12 protein-coding genes are annotated in these 17,128 nt (G+C 70.5%); 9 read left to right on the forward strand and 3 right to left on the reverse strand.

Annotated elements, in window-relative coordinates:
* Positions 1 to 112: 112 nt before the first annotated feature.
* Positions 113 to 4,075 (reverse strand): type VII secretion protein EccCa, encoded by a 3,963-nt coding sequence (eccCa, locus tag GUY61_RS19990; RefSeq protein ID WP_166631575.1) that lies wholly within the window; start codon positions 4,073 to 4,075, stop codon positions 113 to 115.
* 340 nt (positions 4,076 to 4,415) lie between these two features.
* On the opposite strand from eccCa, the gene eccD reads away from it, so the two are divergent.
* The 6 genes from eccD (at position 4,416) to GUY61_RS20020 (ending at position 11,878) form a co-directional block, all read left to right on the forward strand.
* Positions 4,416 to 5,930 (forward strand): type VII secretion integral membrane protein EccD, encoded by a 1,515-nt coding sequence (eccD, locus tag GUY61_RS19995; RefSeq protein ID WP_166631586.1) that lies wholly within the window; start codon positions 4,416 to 4,418, stop codon positions 5,928 to 5,930.
* Between the two features lie 279 nt (positions 5,931 to 6,209).
* A complete protein-coding gene (rpsO, locus tag GUY61_RS20000; RefSeq protein ID WP_166631576.1) occupies positions 6,210 to 6,500 on the forward strand; it encodes a 30S ribosomal protein S15 in 291 nt (96 codons plus the stop codon).
* 534 nt (positions 6,501 to 7,034) lie between these two features.
* Positions 7,035 to 9,257 carry a polyribonucleotide nucleotidyltransferase gene (locus GUY61_RS20005; protein WP_166631577.1) on the forward strand — a complete coding sequence of 741 codons (2,223 nt, stop codon included), beginning with the start codon at positions 7,035 to 7,037 and terminating at the stop codon, positions 9,255 to 9,257.
* Positions 9,254 to 10,630, forward strand: coding sequence for a pitrilysin family protein (locus GUY61_RS20010; protein ID WP_166631578.1), 1,377 nt, complete (start codon positions 9,254 to 9,256; stop codon positions 10,628 to 10,630). Before GUY61_RS20005 ends, GUY61_RS20010 begins: the two co-directional genes overlap by 4 nt.
* 25 nt (positions 10,631 to 10,655) lie before the next feature.
* Positions 10,656 to 11,408 (forward strand): 4-hydroxy-tetrahydrodipicolinate reductase, encoded by a 753-nt coding sequence (gene dapB, locus GUY61_RS20015; RefSeq protein WP_166631579.1) that lies wholly within the window; start codon positions 10,656 to 10,658, stop codon positions 11,406 to 11,408.
* Positions 11,409 to 11,425: 17 nt separating this feature from the next.
* Positions 11,426 to 11,878: a tetratricopeptide repeat protein gene (locus GUY61_RS20020; protein ID WP_166631580.1), complete on the forward strand. Its 453-nt coding sequence runs from the start codon at positions 11,426 to 11,428 to the stop codon at positions 11,876 to 11,878.
* A gap of 173 nt (positions 11,879 to 12,051) precedes the next feature.
* Here GUY61_RS20020 and GUY61_RS20025 read toward each other — a convergent pair whose 3' ends face one another.
* Both GUY61_RS20025 and GUY61_RS20030 read right to left on the reverse strand, forming a co-directional pair.
* A complete protein-coding gene (locus GUY61_RS20025; protein ID WP_166631581.1) occupies positions 12,052 to 12,609 on the reverse strand; it encodes a hypothetical protein in 558 nt (185 codons plus the stop codon).
* 95 nt (positions 12,610 to 12,704) lie between these two features.
* Positions 12,705 to 12,944, reverse strand: a complete 240-nt coding sequence (locus tag GUY61_RS20030; protein WP_166631582.1) for a hypothetical protein — start codon at positions 12,942 to 12,944, stop codon at positions 12,705 to 12,707.
* Positions 12,945 to 13,083: 139 nt separating this feature from the next.
* Here GUY61_RS20030 and thyX point away from each other — a divergent pair, with 139 nt between their 5' ends.
* The 3 genes from thyX (at position 13,084) to GUY61_RS20045 (ending at position 16,750) form a co-directional block, all read left to right on the forward strand.
* On the forward strand, positions 13,084 to 13,824 hold the full coding sequence (thyX, locus tag GUY61_RS20035) for an FAD-dependent thymidylate synthase (RefSeq protein ID WP_166631583.1): 741 nt from the start codon (positions 13,084 to 13,086) through the stop codon (positions 13,822 to 13,824).
* Positions 13,825 to 14,053: 229 nt separating this feature from the next.
* Entirely contained in the window at positions 14,054 to 14,953 is a 900-nt protein-coding gene (gene dapA / locus GUY61_RS20040; RefSeq protein WP_166631584.1) for a 4-hydroxy-tetrahydrodipicolinate synthase, read from the forward strand.
* Positions 14,954 to 15,064: 111 nt separating this feature from the next.
* Positions 15,065 to 16,750 (forward strand): ribonuclease J, encoded by a 1,686-nt coding sequence (locus GUY61_RS20045; protein WP_166631585.1) that lies wholly within the window; start codon positions 15,065 to 15,067, stop codon positions 16,748 to 16,750.
* Positions 16,751 to 17,128: the final 378 nt, after the last annotated feature.

Below are 17,128 nucleotides of genomic sequence, written 5' to 3' on the forward strand. Positions count from 1 at the left end.
GCCCCACCCGTCGTCCGCGCGCCTTCGCACGGCCTCGGCCTTCAGGCGCTCCGACTCGTCCCAGGTCACCTCTGGTCCCCGTCCGCCCCGGCGCCCGCGCGGTGCGCCGGCCTCACTCCATCAGACCCGTCTGCACCAGCGGGTTCCCCCGCCGCCTGGACACGAAGATCCCGCGTCCCGGCGGCATCGGACGCGGCCGGACGCTGCCGAGGACCTCGCCCTCGCCCGGGTTGCCGGACAGGACGACGCCCTGGGCGCCGAGTTCCTGGATGCGCTGCATGAAGGACTCGTACAGGGCGCGGCCCGCGCCCGCCGTGTTGCGGGCGATGATGAAGCGCACGCCCACGTCGCGGGCGAACGGCAGCGACTCGGTCAGCGGGGCCAGCGGGTTGCCGCTGGACGTGGACACGAGGTCGAAGTCGTCGACGACGACGTAGACCGTGGGGCCCTGCCACCAACTGCGGTCGCGCAGCTCCTGTGCGGTGACGTCCGGGGCCGGCGTGCGGCGCTTCATCAGACCGGCGAGGGCCTCTATGTGGTGATCCATGTTGTTGGACATGGGGACGTACTCCGCCAGGTGCGAGGCGGGCGTGGCGTCCAGCAGCGAGCGCCGGTTGTCGATGACGAAGAGCTTGCAGGAGTCGCCGTCGTAGCGCTCGGTGAGCTGCTTGATGAGGAGCCGCAGCAGATTGGACTTGCCGGACTCGCTCTCGCCGAAGACGAGGAAGAACGGGTCCTGGTCGAAGTTGACGAAGACCGGTTCGAGGTTGTTCTCGTCGATGGCGAAGGCGACGCCCCGCTCCGGGTGGGTGTGGCCCGCGGGGAGACGCGGAGCGGGCAGCTCGCGCGGCAGGAGACGCACGGCGGGCGCGCCGGGGGCGGTCCAGTGCCGGGCGGCCTCCTGGGTCATCGCGGCGGTCGCCTCCGACAGGTCGGAGTCGGAGTTGATGCCGTCGATGCGCGGTACGGCGGCCATGAAGTGCAGCTTCTCGGGAGTGAGGCCGCGCCCCGGTACGCCGGTGGGCACGTTGACGGCGACCCTGCGGTCGATCTCGGAGTCCATGGTGTCGCCGAGCCGCAGCTCCAGGCGGTTCATCAGGTGGTCCTTGAGGTTCGCCCTGACCTCCATGGACCGCGAGGCCGTGAGCACCAGGTGTATTCCGTAACCGAGTCCGCGCGCCGCGATGTCGACGACGGCCGGTTCGAGGCCCTCGTAGTCGGAGCGGAAGCTGCCCCAGCCGTCGACGACCAGGAAGACGTCGCCCCACGGCTGGTCGGCGGCGGAGATCTCGCCGCGTGCCCGCATCCGGCGGAAGGTGGCGATGGAGTCGATGCCCGCGCTGCGGAAGTACTCCTCGCGCCGGGTCAGGATGCCGTACACCTCGGAGACCGTGCGCCGCACCCGCTCCGGGTCGAGACGTGAGGCGACACCGCCGACGTGCGGAAGCCCGGAGACCGACGACATGCCGCCGCCGCCGAAGTCCAGGCCGTAGAACTGGACCTCCTGGGGTGTGTGCGTGAGGGCGAAGCCCGCGATCAGGGTGCGCAGCAGCGTCGACTTGCCGGACTGCGGCCCGCCGATGATCTGCATGTGGCCTGCCGCGCCGGAGAAGTCCCGGTAGAGGGTGTCGCGGCGCTGTTCGAATGGCTTGTCGACCACGCCGAGCGGTACGACGAGCCGTCCGGCGCCCTCGTAGCCCGGCCGGGTCAGTCCCCGGCCCTCCACGCCGGCGAGGCCGGGCAGCAGCTCGTCCAGGGTGGGCGGGTTGTCCAGTGGAGGCAGCCACACCTGGTGCGCGGAGGCGCCGCGCCCCTCGAGCCGGCGCACGATCACGTCGAGGACCGTGTCGGCCAGCGCGTCGTCCTCCCCGGGCCGGGCGCCGGGCACGGGCGCCACGGCCTCCGGCTCGACGTGGCTCACCGGCACGGGCGCGGCGGTGAACCGCACCGGCCTGCGGTCCACCGGCAGTGGTCCGCCCGCGACGGCGGCCCGCTGCGACGAGGAGCGGTACACCCCGGACACGTACGCCGCCTTGAACCGCACCATCTCGTCGGTGCCGTACTTCAGGAAGCCGGAGCCGGGCACGTTGGGGAGCTGGTAGGCGTCCGGCACGCCCAGCGCCGCGCGCGACTCGGCGGCGGAGAAGGTGCGCAGACCGATGCGGTACGACAGATACGTCTCCAGGCCGCGCAGCCGGCCCTCCTCCAGGCGCTGCGAGGCCAGCAGCAGGTGCACGCCCAGCGAACGGCCGATGCGCCCGATCTGCACGAACATCTCGATGAAGTCGGGCTTGGCGGTTAGCAGTTCGCTGAACTCGTCGATGACCAGCACCAGTGAGGGCAGCGGCTGCAGCGCCGCTCCGGCCGCGCGTGCCTTCTCGTAGTCGTGGACGTTGGCGTAGTTGCCGGCGTCGCGCAGCATCTCCTGGCGGCGGTTGAGTTCGCCGCGGATGGAGTCGCCCATGCGGTCCACCAGCGTCAGGTCGTCCGCGAGGTTGGTGATGACGGCCGCCACGTGCGGCATCTGCGCCATGCCCGCGAAGGTCGCGCCGCCCTTGAAGTCGGCGAGGACGAAGTTCAGCGTCTCGGAGGAGTGGGTGACGGCGAGTCCGAGGACGAGTGTGCGCAGCAGTTCGGACTTGCCGGAGCCGGTGGCGCCGACGCACAGACCGTGCGGGCCCATGCCCTCCTGCGCGGCCTCCTTGAGGTCGAGCATGACGGGCGTGCCGTCCTCGCCGACGCCGATGGGAACGCGCAGCCGTTCGGCCTGGGAGCGTGGCCGCCAGGTGCGGGTGACGTCGACCGAGGACGCGTCGCCGAGGTTCAGCAGATCGGTGAACTCGAGGTTGGCGAGCAGCGGTTCCTCGTCGTCGCCGCCGCCGGCCATGCGCAGCGGCGCCAGCTGGCGGGCGAGTGCCTCCGCGGCCTCGTACGAGAGCCGGTCCGGTACGCCGTCGTAGACCAGTCCGTGGCCCGACTCCAGCCGCAGCGAGTCCGGGTGCACGTCGATGGAGAGCCCGCCGCGCGGGCCGTGGTGGTCGCCCGGCACGACCTCGATGACGGTGATGCCCTGCAGGCCCTCGGCGGAGGCGAGCGGCGAGGTCGGGGGTACTCCCTCGCCGTCGAGTACGACGACGATGTGCGGCTGCTCGAGCAGCGGCTGGCCTCCCGGCTGGAAGCGGGGGCGGCCGTCGAGCCGTCCGGCCAGCAGCTCCTCGAGTTCGAAGGCGTCCGTCGTGATCAGGCGCCGGCTGCCCGCGCCGTCGGTGCTGCCCGGTGCCTGGCAGTGCGGCAGCCACTTGGCCCACTCCCAGTGCGCGGCCTCCTCGCGCCCGGCGGCGACGGCGACGACCAGGTCGTCGGGAGAGTGGAGGGAGGCCAGCGAGCCGAGCATCGCGCGCACCGCGGAGCGCACGGACTCCGCCTCTCCGCTGACGGTCAGGTGGTAGAAGGCGCGCAGCGAGACCGCCATCGGCAGCCCGTCCAGGGTGCTGTGCGCGGCGACGAAGTGCTGCATGGCGCCCGCGGTGAGCGGTTCCAGAGCGTCGACGGGCGCGGTCTCCGGCTCGATGAGCGGCGCGGCGAGCTGCTGGCTGCCGAGGCCGACGCGCACCTGGGCGAAGTCGTCGTCGCCGACGCGCCGTTCCCACACCCGGCTGCCCTCGGCGACCAGCGCCCACAGCTGCTCGGGAGCCGGGTGGAAGTAGAACTGCGCGTCGCGCTGGAGGCGCGCGGTGCGCAGGACGTGCTTGCGGGTCTGCGACAGGTAGCGCAGGTAGTCCCGGCGCATGTCGGCGAGTTGGCCCTGGGTGCCGCGCCGGTAGCGGACCAGCATGGCGATGGCCATGGCGATCGTCGACGCGATCATGATCATGCCCATGATCCGCATGATCGGGTTGGGCGTCATGAAGAAGAACACGACCGACCCGCCCATGCCGAGCATCGGCAGGAGCTGCATCAGCGCGCCTTCCTGCTGCCCGCGCGGCAGTTCGGGCGGAGGTTGCAACTGCACCGGATCGGTGGGCACTTCGGACGGCAGCGCCCGGGGCGGGCGCTTCACGACGATCTGGCTCACAGCACACCAATTCCCTTGCCGGACGGAGTACTTCCTATCGGCGCCCCCGTGGCGACTGGCTCCGTCCGCGGTCAGGGATCCTACTTGCGAAGGGCCCTCCGGGTTGGCGGTAGGGTGGCGCGGCCGGTGTACGCAGCCGCGAACATCCCCGGAAATACGGGGTCATTCGAGGCGCTCGGCCCGTCCGTGATCCAAGAGGTCCACCCGATCCGCACCGTTCGCACCCAGGAGGTTCACCGGGGGAGGAACGGCCCGGGAAGGCATTTGAGCGGCGAGTGGGAACGACAGGTGAGCATGAGGGGGAGCAGCAGGTGAGCACGAGGGGGAACGACACGTGAGCATGACCGCACAGGCGAGCGGCGCCACGACCGGCCAACCGGTCCCCGGCGCACTGTCCGGCAGCGGCACCGGCTTCTGCCGGGTCACGGTCGTCGCGCCGGACGGCCGCGTCGACGTCGCCCTGCCCGACGACATTCCCGTCGCCGACCTCTACCCCGAGATCCTGCGCCTGTCCGGGCAGACGCCCGCGGCGGGCGCCCCGGTCGGCTACCACCTCGTACGCCGTGACGGGACCGTGCTCGACGGCGCCCGCTCGCTGCTGGCGCAGCGCATCCTGGACGGCGAACTCCTGGCGCTGCGCCCCTTCGCCGAGTCGCTGCCCCCGGCGGTGTTCGACGATGTCTCCGACGCCGTCGCCTCCGCCGTCACCCGTGACCGCACCCTGTGGAACGAGTCCCTGTTGCGGGGCGCAGGCCTGTTCGGCGGCTCGGTCCTGCTGGTGCTGCTGGGCTTCGTCCTGTGGACCGCCGACCCGGGTCACGACATGCACGGCCTGCCGGGCGTGCTGGCCACCGTCGCGGGCGTCCTGCTGCTGGCCCTCGCGGCCGTACGGGCCCGTGTGTACGACGACCGCGGCTCGTCGGTCGCCCTCGGCACCGGGGCGCTGGCGAACATCGCGGTCGCCGCCACCGGGCTGCTGCCGCTGCCCGAGGGGCAGGGCATCGGCAGGCTGCAGTTCCTGCTCGCCTGCGCCGCGGTCCTGGTCGCCTCGCTCTTCCTGATGATCGTCACTCCCGGCGGCGACGGCCCGTTCGTGGCGTTCGTCTTCGCCTCGGCCGTCGGGCTGCTGGTCACCTTCACGGCGATACTCACCGGCCTGGAGCCGGTCGAGACGGCGGCCGCCTGCGCCCCGTTCGCCGTGGGCGCGCTCGCCTTCCTGCCCGGTCTGTCGACCCGCTTCGCGCGCCTGCCGATCGGCTTCGAGCCGCCCCGGGCCGCGGTCGGCGACCACAGGACCGGCCCCGGCGGCGAGCCGGGCACCGGACCGGCCCCCGTCGACGCCGAACGCATCGCGGTCCGGGCCAGGCGCGGCCACGAACTGCTGGTCGGCCTGGTGGGCGGCTGCGCGCTGCTCGTCGTGGGCGCCTCGGCGGTGCTCGGCTTCTCCGACGACGTGTGGGCGCAGCTGCTGGCCCTCGCGTCCGGCGTGGCCATGCTGATGCGCGCCAGTCTGTTCCGCTACACGGCGCAGGTCGGCTGCGCCCTGGCGGCGGGACTGGCCTCTCTGGTGCTGCTGGGCCTCGGGCTGGCCCTGAACCCGCCGGAGGGAGTCGTACGGGCCGCCCTGCGGGGCGACAGCGGGGCACTCGACCTGCGCGTCATCTGGCTCGCTGCGGCGATCACGCTGGTCGCCGCGCTGATCACGGCCATCGCGCTGATCGTGCCGCGCACCGGTGTCACCCCGTTCTGGGGGCGGTTCCTGGAGATCGCGGAGTCCTTCGTGCTGCTGACGCTCGTACCGCTGTGCCTGGCGGTCTTCGACGTCTACCACTCCATCCGCGCCCTGACCTCCTGACCCCTCCTCGGGGACCTCCTGACCCCTCCTCGGGCACCCGAGGGCCGCGACCGTCCGAGGACCTCCCGAGCCGCCGGGAAGGCCCCGTATCCTCGCGGTACGACCGCCGGTAAGCCGACCGCCCACACCCTGGTACGCTGTGTGACGGCCGTTTGTGTACGCGTCCCCGGTCCATCCTGGGGACTGCGCCCAGCGGATCCCCGCCTCCCGAGTCACGGAAGACACCCTGAGAAGCAGACCAGGGGCACTCGGCGGCAACGAATACCCGAGGAGTACCGCGTGTCGCTCGACGCAGCCACGAAGAAGCAGATCATGTCCGAGTTCGCCACCAAGGAGGGTGACACCGGTTCCCCCGAGGTTCAGGTCGCGCTGCTCTCCCGCCGCATCTCGGACCTGACGGAGCACCTCAAGACCCACAAGCACGACCACCACTCCCGTCGTGGTCTGCTGCTGCTGGTCGGCCAGCGCCGCCGCCTGCTGCAGTACCTGGCGAAGAAGGACATCCAGCGCTTCCGCGCGCTGGTGGACCGCCTGGGCATCCGCCGCGGTGCCGCCGGTGGTGCCAAGTAAGACGCCGTGGAGGGAGCGGTTCCCGGAACTGGGGGCCGCTCCCTTTGCCGTATGCGTGAACCGGCACGAACCGTACGCACGTCACGCGGAGCGGCTCACGCGAGCGGCGCGGGACACGGCGCGGGCGACGGCACGGGAAACCTGACCGCCGGCCGGCGCACGACGGGAACATGACAGCTCATGACGTCACGCCGTGGCGGCCCGCGCGGCCGGCACGCACACGAATGACCGCCCGGCCCGCCGGGCACATGGCCGCACAGCGGCGCGCACGCCGATCGTGCGCGTCCGCCGACACCGGCGTAAGGGACCGGACGCTTCAGCCGTCGTGACGATGGCCGAACCTTTGTAGTCTGGTCCCAACAACGACATACAGAACGAGGACGGAGCGCCCATCCGCCGCCGGTCCTCGGTAGTGGCCCCCGGAGCACATGCACCCCGGGTGCTTCGATCGAAGACCGGCCCGCACAGCGGTGCTCCTCCGGACACCGTCCCCGTGCCACACGGGCAGGGGACGCCGACGAGGAGATATTCCTGGTGGAGAACGAGACCCACTACGCCGAAGCCGTGATCGACAACGGTACCTTCGGCACCCGCACCATCCGCTTCGAGACGGGCCGGCTGGCCCGTCAGGCCGCCGGCTCGGCCGTGGCCTACCTGGACGACGACACCATGGTGCTGTCGGCCACCACTGCTTCCAAGAACCCCAAGGACCAGCTCGACTTCTTCCCCCTCACGGTGGACGTCGAGGAGCGGATGTACGCCGCCGGCAAGATCCCCGGCAGCTTCTTCCGCCGGGAGGGCCGCCCCTCCGAGGACGCCATCCTCACCTGCCGCCTGATCGACCGCCCGCTGCGCCCGTCCTTCAAGAAGGGCCTGCGCAACGAGATCCAGGTCGTCGCGACGATCATGGCGCTGAATCCCGACCACCTCTACGACGTGGTCGCCATCAACGCCGCCTCCGCCTCCACGCAGCTGGCCGGCCTGCCCTTCTCCGGCCCGATCGGCGGCGTCCGCGTCGCGCTGATCAGCGGCCAGTGGGTGGCCTTCCCCACCCACACCGAGCTCGAGGACGCCGTCTTCGACATGGTGGTCGCGGGCCGCGTCCTGGAGGACGGCGACGTCGCGATCATGATGGTGGAGGCCGAGGCCACCGAGAAGACCATCCAGCTCGTCAAGGGCGGCGCCGAGGCGCCGACCGAGGAGGTCGTCGCCGCCGGTCTCGACGCGGCGAAGCCCTTCATCAAGGTGCTGTGCAAGGCGCAGGCCGACCTCGCCGCGAAGGCCGCCAAGCCCACCGCCGAGTTCCCGATCTTCCTTGACTACCAGGACGACGTCCTGGAGGCCCTCACGGTCGCTGTCAAGGACGAGCTCGCCCAGGCGCTCACCATCGCCGGCAAGCAGGACCGCGAGGCCGAGCTGGACCGCGTCAAGGCGCTCGCCGCCGAGAAGCTGCTCCCGCAGTTCGAGGGCCGCGAGAAGGAGATCTCCGCGGCCTACCGTTCGCTGACCAAGACCCTGGTCCGCGAGCGCGTCATCAAGGACAAGGTCCGCATCGACGGCCGCGGCGTGACGGACATCCGTACACTCGCCGCCGAGGTCGAGGCCATCCCGCGGGTGCACGGCTCCGCGCTGTTCGAGCGTGGCGAGACCCAGATCCTGGGCGTCACCACCCTCAACATGCTCCGCATGGAGCAGCAGCTGGACACCCTCTCCCCGGTGACCCGCAAGCGGTACATGCACAACTACAACTTCCCGCCGTACTCCACTGGCGAGACGGGCCGCGTCGGATCCCCGAAGCGCCGCGAGATCGGCCACGGCGCCCTCGCCGAGCGCGCCCTGATCCCGGTCCTGCCGACGCGCGAGGAGTTCCCCTACGCGATCCGCCAGGTCTCCGAGGCGCTGGGGTCCAACGGCTCGACCTCCATGGGCTCGGTGTGCGCCTCCACCATGTCGCTGCTGAACGCCGGTGTGCCGCTCAAGGCCCCGGTCGCCGGCATCGCCATGGGCCTGATCTCCCAGGAGATCGAGGGCGAGACCCACTACGTCACCCTCACCGACATCCTCGGTGCGGAGGACGCCTTCGGCGACATGGACTTCAAGGTCGCCGGCACCAAGGAGTTCGTGACCGCCCTCCAGCTCGACACCAAGCTGGACGGCATCCCGGCCTCCGTCCTGGCCGCGGCCCTCAAGCAGGCCCGTGACGCCCGGCTGCACATCCTCGACGTGATGATGGAAGCCATCGACACGCCGGACGAGATGTCCCCGAACGCCCCGCGGATCATCACCGTCAAGATCCCCGTGGACAAGATCGGCGAGGTCATCGGCCCCAAGGGCAAGATGATCAACCAGATCCAGGAGGACACCGGCGCCGAGATCACCATCGAGGACGACGGCACGATCTACATCGGCGCCCAGGCCGGCTCGCAGGCCGAGGCCGCCCGCGCGACGATCAACTCGATCGCCAACCCGACCATGCCGGAGGTCGGCGAGCGCTACCTGGGCACGGTCGTGAAGACCACCACCTTCGGTGCCTTCGTCTCCCTGCTCCCCGGCAAGGACGGCCTGCTGCACATCTCGCAGATCCGCAAGCTCGCCGGTGGCAAGCGCGTGGAGAACGTCGAGGACGTGCTCGCGGTGGGCTCGAAGGTCCAGGTGGAGATCGCCGAGATCGACCAGCGCGGCAAGCTCTCCCTCATCCCCGTGATCGAGGGCGAGGAAGAGTCCGCGGACGAGAAGAAGGACGAAGCGGCCCAGTGACGCCCCGTCCTCAGGCGACGGCCCGCACCTCCTCGGAGGGGCGGGCCGTCCCCCGTACCAAGACCCTGATCAAGGGACAGGGCGGCATCGGCACGGTCCGCAGGACCGTCCTCCCCGGCGGCCTGCGCGTCGTCACGGAGACGCTGCCCTCCGTGCGCTCCGCGACCTTCGGCATCTGGGCGCACGTCGGCTCCCGCGACGAGACGCCCACCCTGAACGGCGCCACGCACTACCTGGAGCACCTCCTCTTCAAGGGCACGCGCAGCCGCTCCGCCCTGGACATCTCCTCCGCCATCGACGCGGTCGGCGGCGAGATGAACGCCTTCACGGCGAAGGAGTACACCTGCTACTACGCGCGGGTCCTGGACACCGATCTGCCGCTCGCCATCGACGTCGTCTGCGACATGCTCACCGGCTCGCTGATCCTCCAGGAGGACGTCGACGCCGAACGCGGGGTCATCCTCGAAGAGATCGCGATGACCGAGGACGACCCCGGTGACTGCGTCCACGACCTCTTCGCGCACACCATGTTCGGCGACACCCCGCTGGGCCGCCCGGTCCTCGGCACCGTCGACACCATCAACGCGCTCACCGCGGACCGCATCCGCCGCTTCTACAGGAAGCACTACGACCCCACCCACCTGGTCGTCGCCGCCGCGGGCAACGTCGACCACGCCAAGGTCGTACGCCGGGTCCGCGCCGCCTTCGAGAAGGCCGGCGCGCTCACCCGCACGGACGCCGAGCCCCTCGCGCCCCGCGAGGGCACCAAGCCGCTGCGCACGGCCGGCCGCGTCGACCTCCTCGACCGCAGGACCGAGCAGGCGCACGTCGTCCTCGGCATGCCGGGCCTCGCCCGCACCGACGACCGCCGCTGGGCGCTGGGCGTGCTCAGCACCGCGCTCGGCGGCGGCATGTCCTCCCGCCTCTTCCAGGAGGTCAGGGAGAAGCGCGGCCTCGCCTACAGCGTGTACTCGTACACCTCGGGCTTCGCCGACTGCGGGCTGTTCGGCGTCTACGCCGGCTGCCGGCCCTCCCAGGTCCACGACGTACTGAAGATCTGCCGCGACGAACTCGACCACGTCGCCCAGCACGGACTGACGGACGAGGAGATCTCCCGGGCCGTCGGCCAGCTCTCCGGCTCCACCGTCCTCGGCCTCGAGGACACCGGCGCGCTGATGAACCGGATCGGCAAGAGCGAACTGTGCTGGGGCTCCCAGATGTCGGTCGACGAGATGCTCGCCCGCATAGCGGCGGTCACCCCCGACGACGTACGCGCGGTCGCCCGCGATGTACTGGGACGGCGGCCCTCGCTGTCCGTCATCGGCCCGCTGAAGGACAAGCAGGCCGCCCGTCTGCACGAATCCGTCGCCTGAGCCCTCACCGCCTTAAGGAACCAACATGAGCAAGCTGCGCGTGGCCGTCATCGGAGCCAAGGGCCGCATCGGCTCGGAAGCGGTACGAGCCGTCGAGGCCGCCGAGGACATGGAACTCGTCGCCACGCTGGGCCGCGGCGACAAACTGGAGACCCTCGTCGACAACGGGGCCGAGGTCGCCGTCGAGCTGACCACCCCGGCCTCCGTGATGGGCAACCTCGACTTCTGTGTGCGCCACGGCATCCACGCCGTCGTCGGCACCACCGGCTGGACCGACGAACGCCTCGCGCAGCTGCGCCTCTCGCTCGACGCGTCCCCGCGGACCGGGGTCCTGATCGCCCCCAACTTCTCCATCGGCGCCGTACTCACCATGAGGTTCGCCGAGCAGGCCGCCAGGTACTTCGAGTCCGTCGAGGTCGTCGAACTGCACCACCCCAACAAGGTGGACGCCCCGAGCGGCACCGCCACCCGCACCGCGCAGCTCATCGCCGCCGCCCGGGAGCGGGCCGGCTGCCCGCCGCAGCCCGACGCGACCGTCACCGCCCTGGACGGCGCCCGCGGCGCGAACGTCGACGGGGTGCCCGTCCACGCCGTGCGCCTGAGGGGCCTCCTCGCCCACCAGGAGGTTCTCCTCGGCGGCGAGGGCGAGACCCTCACCATCCGGCACGACTCCCTGCACCACAGCAGCTTCATGCCGGGCATCCTGCTCGGCGTCCGCCGCGTGGTGGACGCTCCCGGCCTCACCTTCGGCCTGGAACACTTCCTGGACCTGGGCTGAGCGGGACGGCAACAGCGATGCGCGCAAAGATCACGTACTTCGTCCTCGCGGCCGCCCTGGTCGGCTACTTCCTGCTCGTCGGCAGCCGCGGCGTCCTCCTCATCAGGGAGGGCACCGCGGTCACCGTCGTCTTCGGAGCGGCCGTGCTGATCCTGCCGCTCATCGGCGCCTGGTTCCTCTGGCACACCACCCAGTTCGCCCGCAAGGCGGACCGCCTGGCGCGGGAACTGGAGGCCGAGGGCGGACTGCCCGTGGACGAACTCAAGCGCACCCCGGGCGGCCGTATCGACCGCGAGTCGGCCGACGAGGTCTTCGCGAGGCGTCGCGCCGAGACCGAGGAGAACCCGGACGACTGGCGCTCCTGGTTCCGGCTCGCGGTGGCGTACCACGACGCGCGTGACACCCCGCGCGCCCGCAAGGCCATGCAGCGGGCCATCGCGCTGCACGAGGGCAGGCCCGTCCGCGCCTGACCGGGGACGGGACGCGTCACGGACCGGGACGTGGTGCGGACCGGGACGTGGCGCGCGCCGGGCGGAGCGGCCGGGGTGCGGGCCCCGTGCGGGCCGGTGCGCGCCCGGACCCGCACGGCGGGCGGCTTGGGACCCCCGAGGTCTTTGAGGCCCGTGGGGCGGCCGGGGCGGGCTCAGCGCCCGGCGTACTCCGCGGCCCAGGCCTCCACCGAGTCCGCCGCCCGGTCGAAGGCCTCGGAGCGCGCCAGGAAGTCGGCGTTGTGGTCGGTCAGCAGCGGCCCGGGCAGTTCCGCCCCGCCGCCGCGCGTCACGAGGACCAGGGCCTGACCCTGCACCGTGCGCGGCAGTCCGAGCCAGCGGACCGGCTGCTGCACGGTCCGAATGGCCGAAACCTTCGCCCACGGCACCGTCACGGTCCGGAGGAAGCCCACACGCCGCAGACCGTGCCGGCTCACCCAGGTACCCATCCGCAGCAGGCGCAGCGCGACCACGATCACCACGGCCGCCCCAGCCATCACGGTGACGGCGGAGGAGGGCTCGGTGGTGAGGGCGATGGCCGTCGCGGCCAGCATCACGAACGAGGCCAGGAGCAGCAGGACAGCCGCGCCGCCCACGCGCCAGGGGCCGGGCCTGTAGGGCCGGCGCCAGTAGTCGGGATCCGCGTGCGGCAGCGCGACGTCGTCGGTGGCCTGGTCGAATCCGCGGTCGGCGGTCAGAAAGGGCAGGGGCACGACTGTTCCTCACTCAAACGCACGCTCGGTCGGGCTGTGCCCGGTGAGGCTACCGAGGGTGGCGCGGCGCGGCCACCTCAGGGGGTGGGTCCGCGTCAGCGGCGGACCGAGGCCTCCGACTGCTGGTTGCCCGCCGGTGTCTGGTCGGTGCTGAGCGCCGGCATCCCGAGCAGCAGGGACCCGACCAGTCCCGCGACGACGGTGAGCGCGACCAGCGTACGTCCGAGGATCTGCGAAACGGCGGCGCGCTCACGGGGAGGCGGCACCACATTGCTGCGGAAACGGTCGGCCTCGGCGACGAATGCGAACGGCACCCGTTCGTCCCGAGTGTTCATTCGTGTCCCTCTCTTGGTAGAAAAGCTCGTCCTATGGTAGATCGTGCTGCTGGTGATCAGGGGACGCCCGCCGCGGGCGGCCCCCGTTCGAGCGCATAGGCTGGGCGGGCCTCCCGAGCACCTACAGGAAGGGCCCCTGGTGACCGCTCCCGACACCCCCGACATCCCCGTCAAGTTCCGCAGTGACGTCTCCGTGCAGCTGGTCAGGAGCAGCGCGCAGGACTCGGACGTGCTGTGGGCCGCCCGCGTCTCCACCGCCGGTGAGCAGTCCCTCGAAGAGGTCGCCAAGGATCCGGAGCGGTCCAAGGGCCTGATCAACTTCCTGATGCGGGACCGCCACGGCAGCCCCTTCGAGCACAACTCGATGACGTTCTTCATCAACGCGCCGATCTTCGTGTTCCGCGAGTTCATGAGGCACCGTGTCGGCTGGTCGTACAACGAGGAGTCCGGGCGCTACCGGGAGCTCGAGCCGGTCTTCTACGTTCCCGACGAGTCCCGCAAGCTGGTCCAGGAGGGCCGCCCCGGCAAGTACGTCTTCGTCGAGGGCACCCAGGCGCAGCACGAGCTGACCGGCCGGGTGATGTCGGACTCCTACCGGCAGTCCTACGAGGCGTACCAGGAGATGCTCGCGGCCGGGGTCGCCCGCGAGGTGGCCCGTTCCGTCCTTCCGGTGGGCCTCTACTCCTCCATGTACGCCACCTGCAACGCGCGCTCGCTGATGCACTTCCTCGGCCTGCGCACCCAGCACGAACTGGCCAGGGTGCCGTCCTTCCCGCAGCGCGAGATCGAGATGGTCGGTGAGCTGATGGAGGCGGAGTGGGCGAGGCTGATGCCCCTCACCCATGCCGCCTTCAACGCGAACGGCCGGGTGGCGCCGTAAGGGCCCGGTGCCCTTGTCCCGCAAGGCCCGTGCACTGATGTACGGGCATTCGGGGCGAGGTGTCCGTATTGCGGCGTTTCGAGAAGTTCATCTAGGCTGATCAAAGGGACCCGGCACTGCTTGAACCCCCGAGCAGGCAGTGCCGGGCTCCACCTCCGGGACGTGGTAGGCCGCTTCTCACGTCCCCCGGGGCATCACCTGGGCGTCTGTAACGAGTAGCGTGGTCCCCATGGCACCGACCTCCACTCCGCAGACCCCCTTCGGGAGGGTCCTCACCGCCATGGTCACGCCTTTCACGGCGGACGGCGCACTCGACCTCGACGGCGCGCAGCGGCTCGCCGCCCACCTCGTCGACGCGGGCAACGACGGCCTGATCGTCAACGGCACCACCGGCGAGTCCCCGACCACCAGCGACGCGGAGAAAGCCCAGCTCGTACGAGCCGTTGTGGAGGCGGTCGGCGATCGGGCCCATGTCGTGGCAGGTGCCGGCACCAATGACACCCGGCACAGTGTCGCGCTGGCCCGCGCCGCCCAGGAGGCGGGCGCCCACGGCCTCCTCGCGGTCACGCCGTACTACAACAAGCCCCCGCAGGAGGGGCTGTACCGGCACTTCACCGCGATCGCCGACGCCACCGACCTGCCCGTGATGCTCTACGACATCCCCGGCCGCAGCGGTGTCCCGATCAACACCGAGACCTTCGTACGCCTTGCCGAGCACCCCCGCATCGTGGCCAACAAGGACGCCAAGGGCGACCTCGGCCGGGCCGGCTGGGCCATCGCCCAGAGCGGCCTCGCCTGGTACTCCGGGGACGACATGCTCAACCTGCCGCTGCTCTCCATCGGAGCCGTCGGTTTCGTCTCGGTCGTCGGCCACCTCGTCACACCGGAGCTGCGTGCCCTCCTGGAGGCGCACCTCACCGGGGACGTCACCAAGGCCGCCGAGATCCACCAGAAGCTGCTCCCGGTCTACACCGGCATGTTCCGCACCCAGGGCGTGATCACCACCAAGGCCGCCCTCGCCCTCCAGGGCCTCCCGGCCGGGCCGCTGCGCCTGCCCCTGGTGGAGCTCTCCGCGCAGGAAACCGAGCAGCTCAAGCGGGATCTGGCCGCCGGCGGGGTACAGCTGTAAGTACAGACTTCGGATTTCACAACTGAATACCGACCAACAACTGCAAGTGCACGACTGTCACACGCGCCACGTGCCGAGACGGCACGTGGCGCGCGTGGTGAGGAGAGTCTTTTGAGTCATCCGCATCCAGAACTCGGCGCTCCGCCGAAGCTGCCTCAAGGCGGCCTGCGCATCACCCCGCTCGGCGGCCTCGGCGAGATCGGCCGCAACATGACAGTGATGGAGTACGGCGGCCGCCTGCTGATCGTCGACTGCGGCGTGCTCTTCCCCGAGGACGAGCAGCCCGGAATCGACCTCATCCTGCCGGACTTCAGTTCGATCAGGGACCGCCTCGACGACGTCGAGGGCATCGTGCTCACGCACGGCCACGAGGACCACATCGGGGGCGTGCCCTTCCTGCTCAGGGAGAAGCCCGACATCCCGCTCATCGGCTCCAAGCTGACCCTCGCCCTCATCGAGGCCAAGCTCCAGGAGCACCGCATCCGTCCCTACACCCTCGAGGTGGCGGAGGGACAGCGGGAGCGCATCGGCCCCTTCGACTGCGAATTCATCGCGGTCAACCACTCCATCCCCGACGCCCTCGCAGTCGCCGTGCGCACCCCGGCCGGCATGGTCGTGCACACCGGCGACTTCAAGATGGACCAGCTTCCGCTGGACAACCGCCTCACCGACCTGCACGCCTTCGCGCGGCTCAGCGAGGAGGGCATCGACCTGCTCCTCGCCGACTCCACGAACGCCGAGGTCCCCGGCTTCGTCCCGCCGGAGCGTGAGATCTCCAATGTGCTGCGCACGGTCTTCGCGGGGGCACAGAAGCGGATCATCGTGGCCAGCTTCGCCAGCCACGTGCACCGCATCCAGCAGATCCTCGACGCCGCCCACGAGTACGGCCGCCGTGTCGCCTTCGTCGGCCGTTCCATGGTGCGCAACATGGGTATCGCCCGGGACCTGGGCTACCTGAGGGTTCCGGCCGGGCTGGTGGTGGACGTCAGGACGCTCGACGACCTGCAGGACAGCGAGATCGTCCTCGTCTGCACGGGCTCCCAGGGCGAGCCCATGGCCGCGCTGTCCCGCATGGCCAACCGCGACCACCAGATCAGGATCGTCCCCGGCGACACGGTGATCCTCGCCTCCTCGCTGATCCCGGGCAACGAGAACGCGGTCTACCGCGTGATCAACGGCCTGACGCGGTGGGGCGCCAGCGTGGTCCACAAGGGCAACGCCAAGGTGCACGTCTCGGGACACGCCTCGGCCGGCGAACTGCTGTACTTCTACAACATCTGCAGGCCCAGGAACCTGATGCCGGTCCACGGCGAATGGCGCCATCTGCGCGCCAATGCCGAACTGGGCGCCCTGACGGGCGTGCCGAAGGACCACATCGTCATCGCGGAGGACGGCGTGGTCGTCGACCTGGTCGAAGGCCGCGCCAAGATCGTGGGCAAGGTCCAGGCGGGCTACGTGTACGTCGACGGCCTCTCGGTCGGCGACGTCACCGAGACCTCCCTCAAGGACCGCCGCATCCTCGGCGACGAGGGCATCATCTCGATCTTCGTCGTGGTCGACTCCAGCAGCGGCAAGATCACCGGTGGTCCCCACATCCAGGCCCGCGGCTCCGGCATCGACGACGGCGCGTTCGACGACGTCCTCCCGAAGATCCACGACGTCCTGAACCGGTCCGCCCAGGACGGCGTCGTCGAGCCACACCAGCTCCAGCAGCTGGTCCGCCGTACGGTCGGCAAGTGGGTATCCGACAACTACCGCAGGCGTCCGATGATCCTGCCGGTGGTCGTCGAGGTCTGACGCGGACTCAGGTCCCGCACGGAGCCTGGCTCCCCGATTTGCATCGGGGAGCCGGGCTCCAGTACGTTTACGGCTCCGCCTGACGGGGAACTCGGCTCGGTCACGTGCCTGGGGACCACCCGGACAGGCGGAAATCCGGCCCAGAGAAATCTGATAATGTCGGAACCGCCGAAGGGCAAAGCCCATTCCAACGGGGCGCCGGAAACGGAATCCAGACCGGAAACGGACTGGAAAAAGAATCTGGTAAGGTTGGAAACACCGAAGGGAAGCGCCCGGAGGAAAGCCTCGGAGAGTGTTCTGGGGTGAGTACGAAGGAAGCGTCCGTTCCTTGAGAACTCAACAGCGTGCCAAAAGTCAACGCCAGATATGTTGATACCC

Source organism: Streptomyces sp. GC420 (assembly GCF_009916105.1).
Lineage (GTDB): Bacteria > Actinomycetota > Actinomycetes > Streptomycetales > Streptomycetaceae > Streptomyces.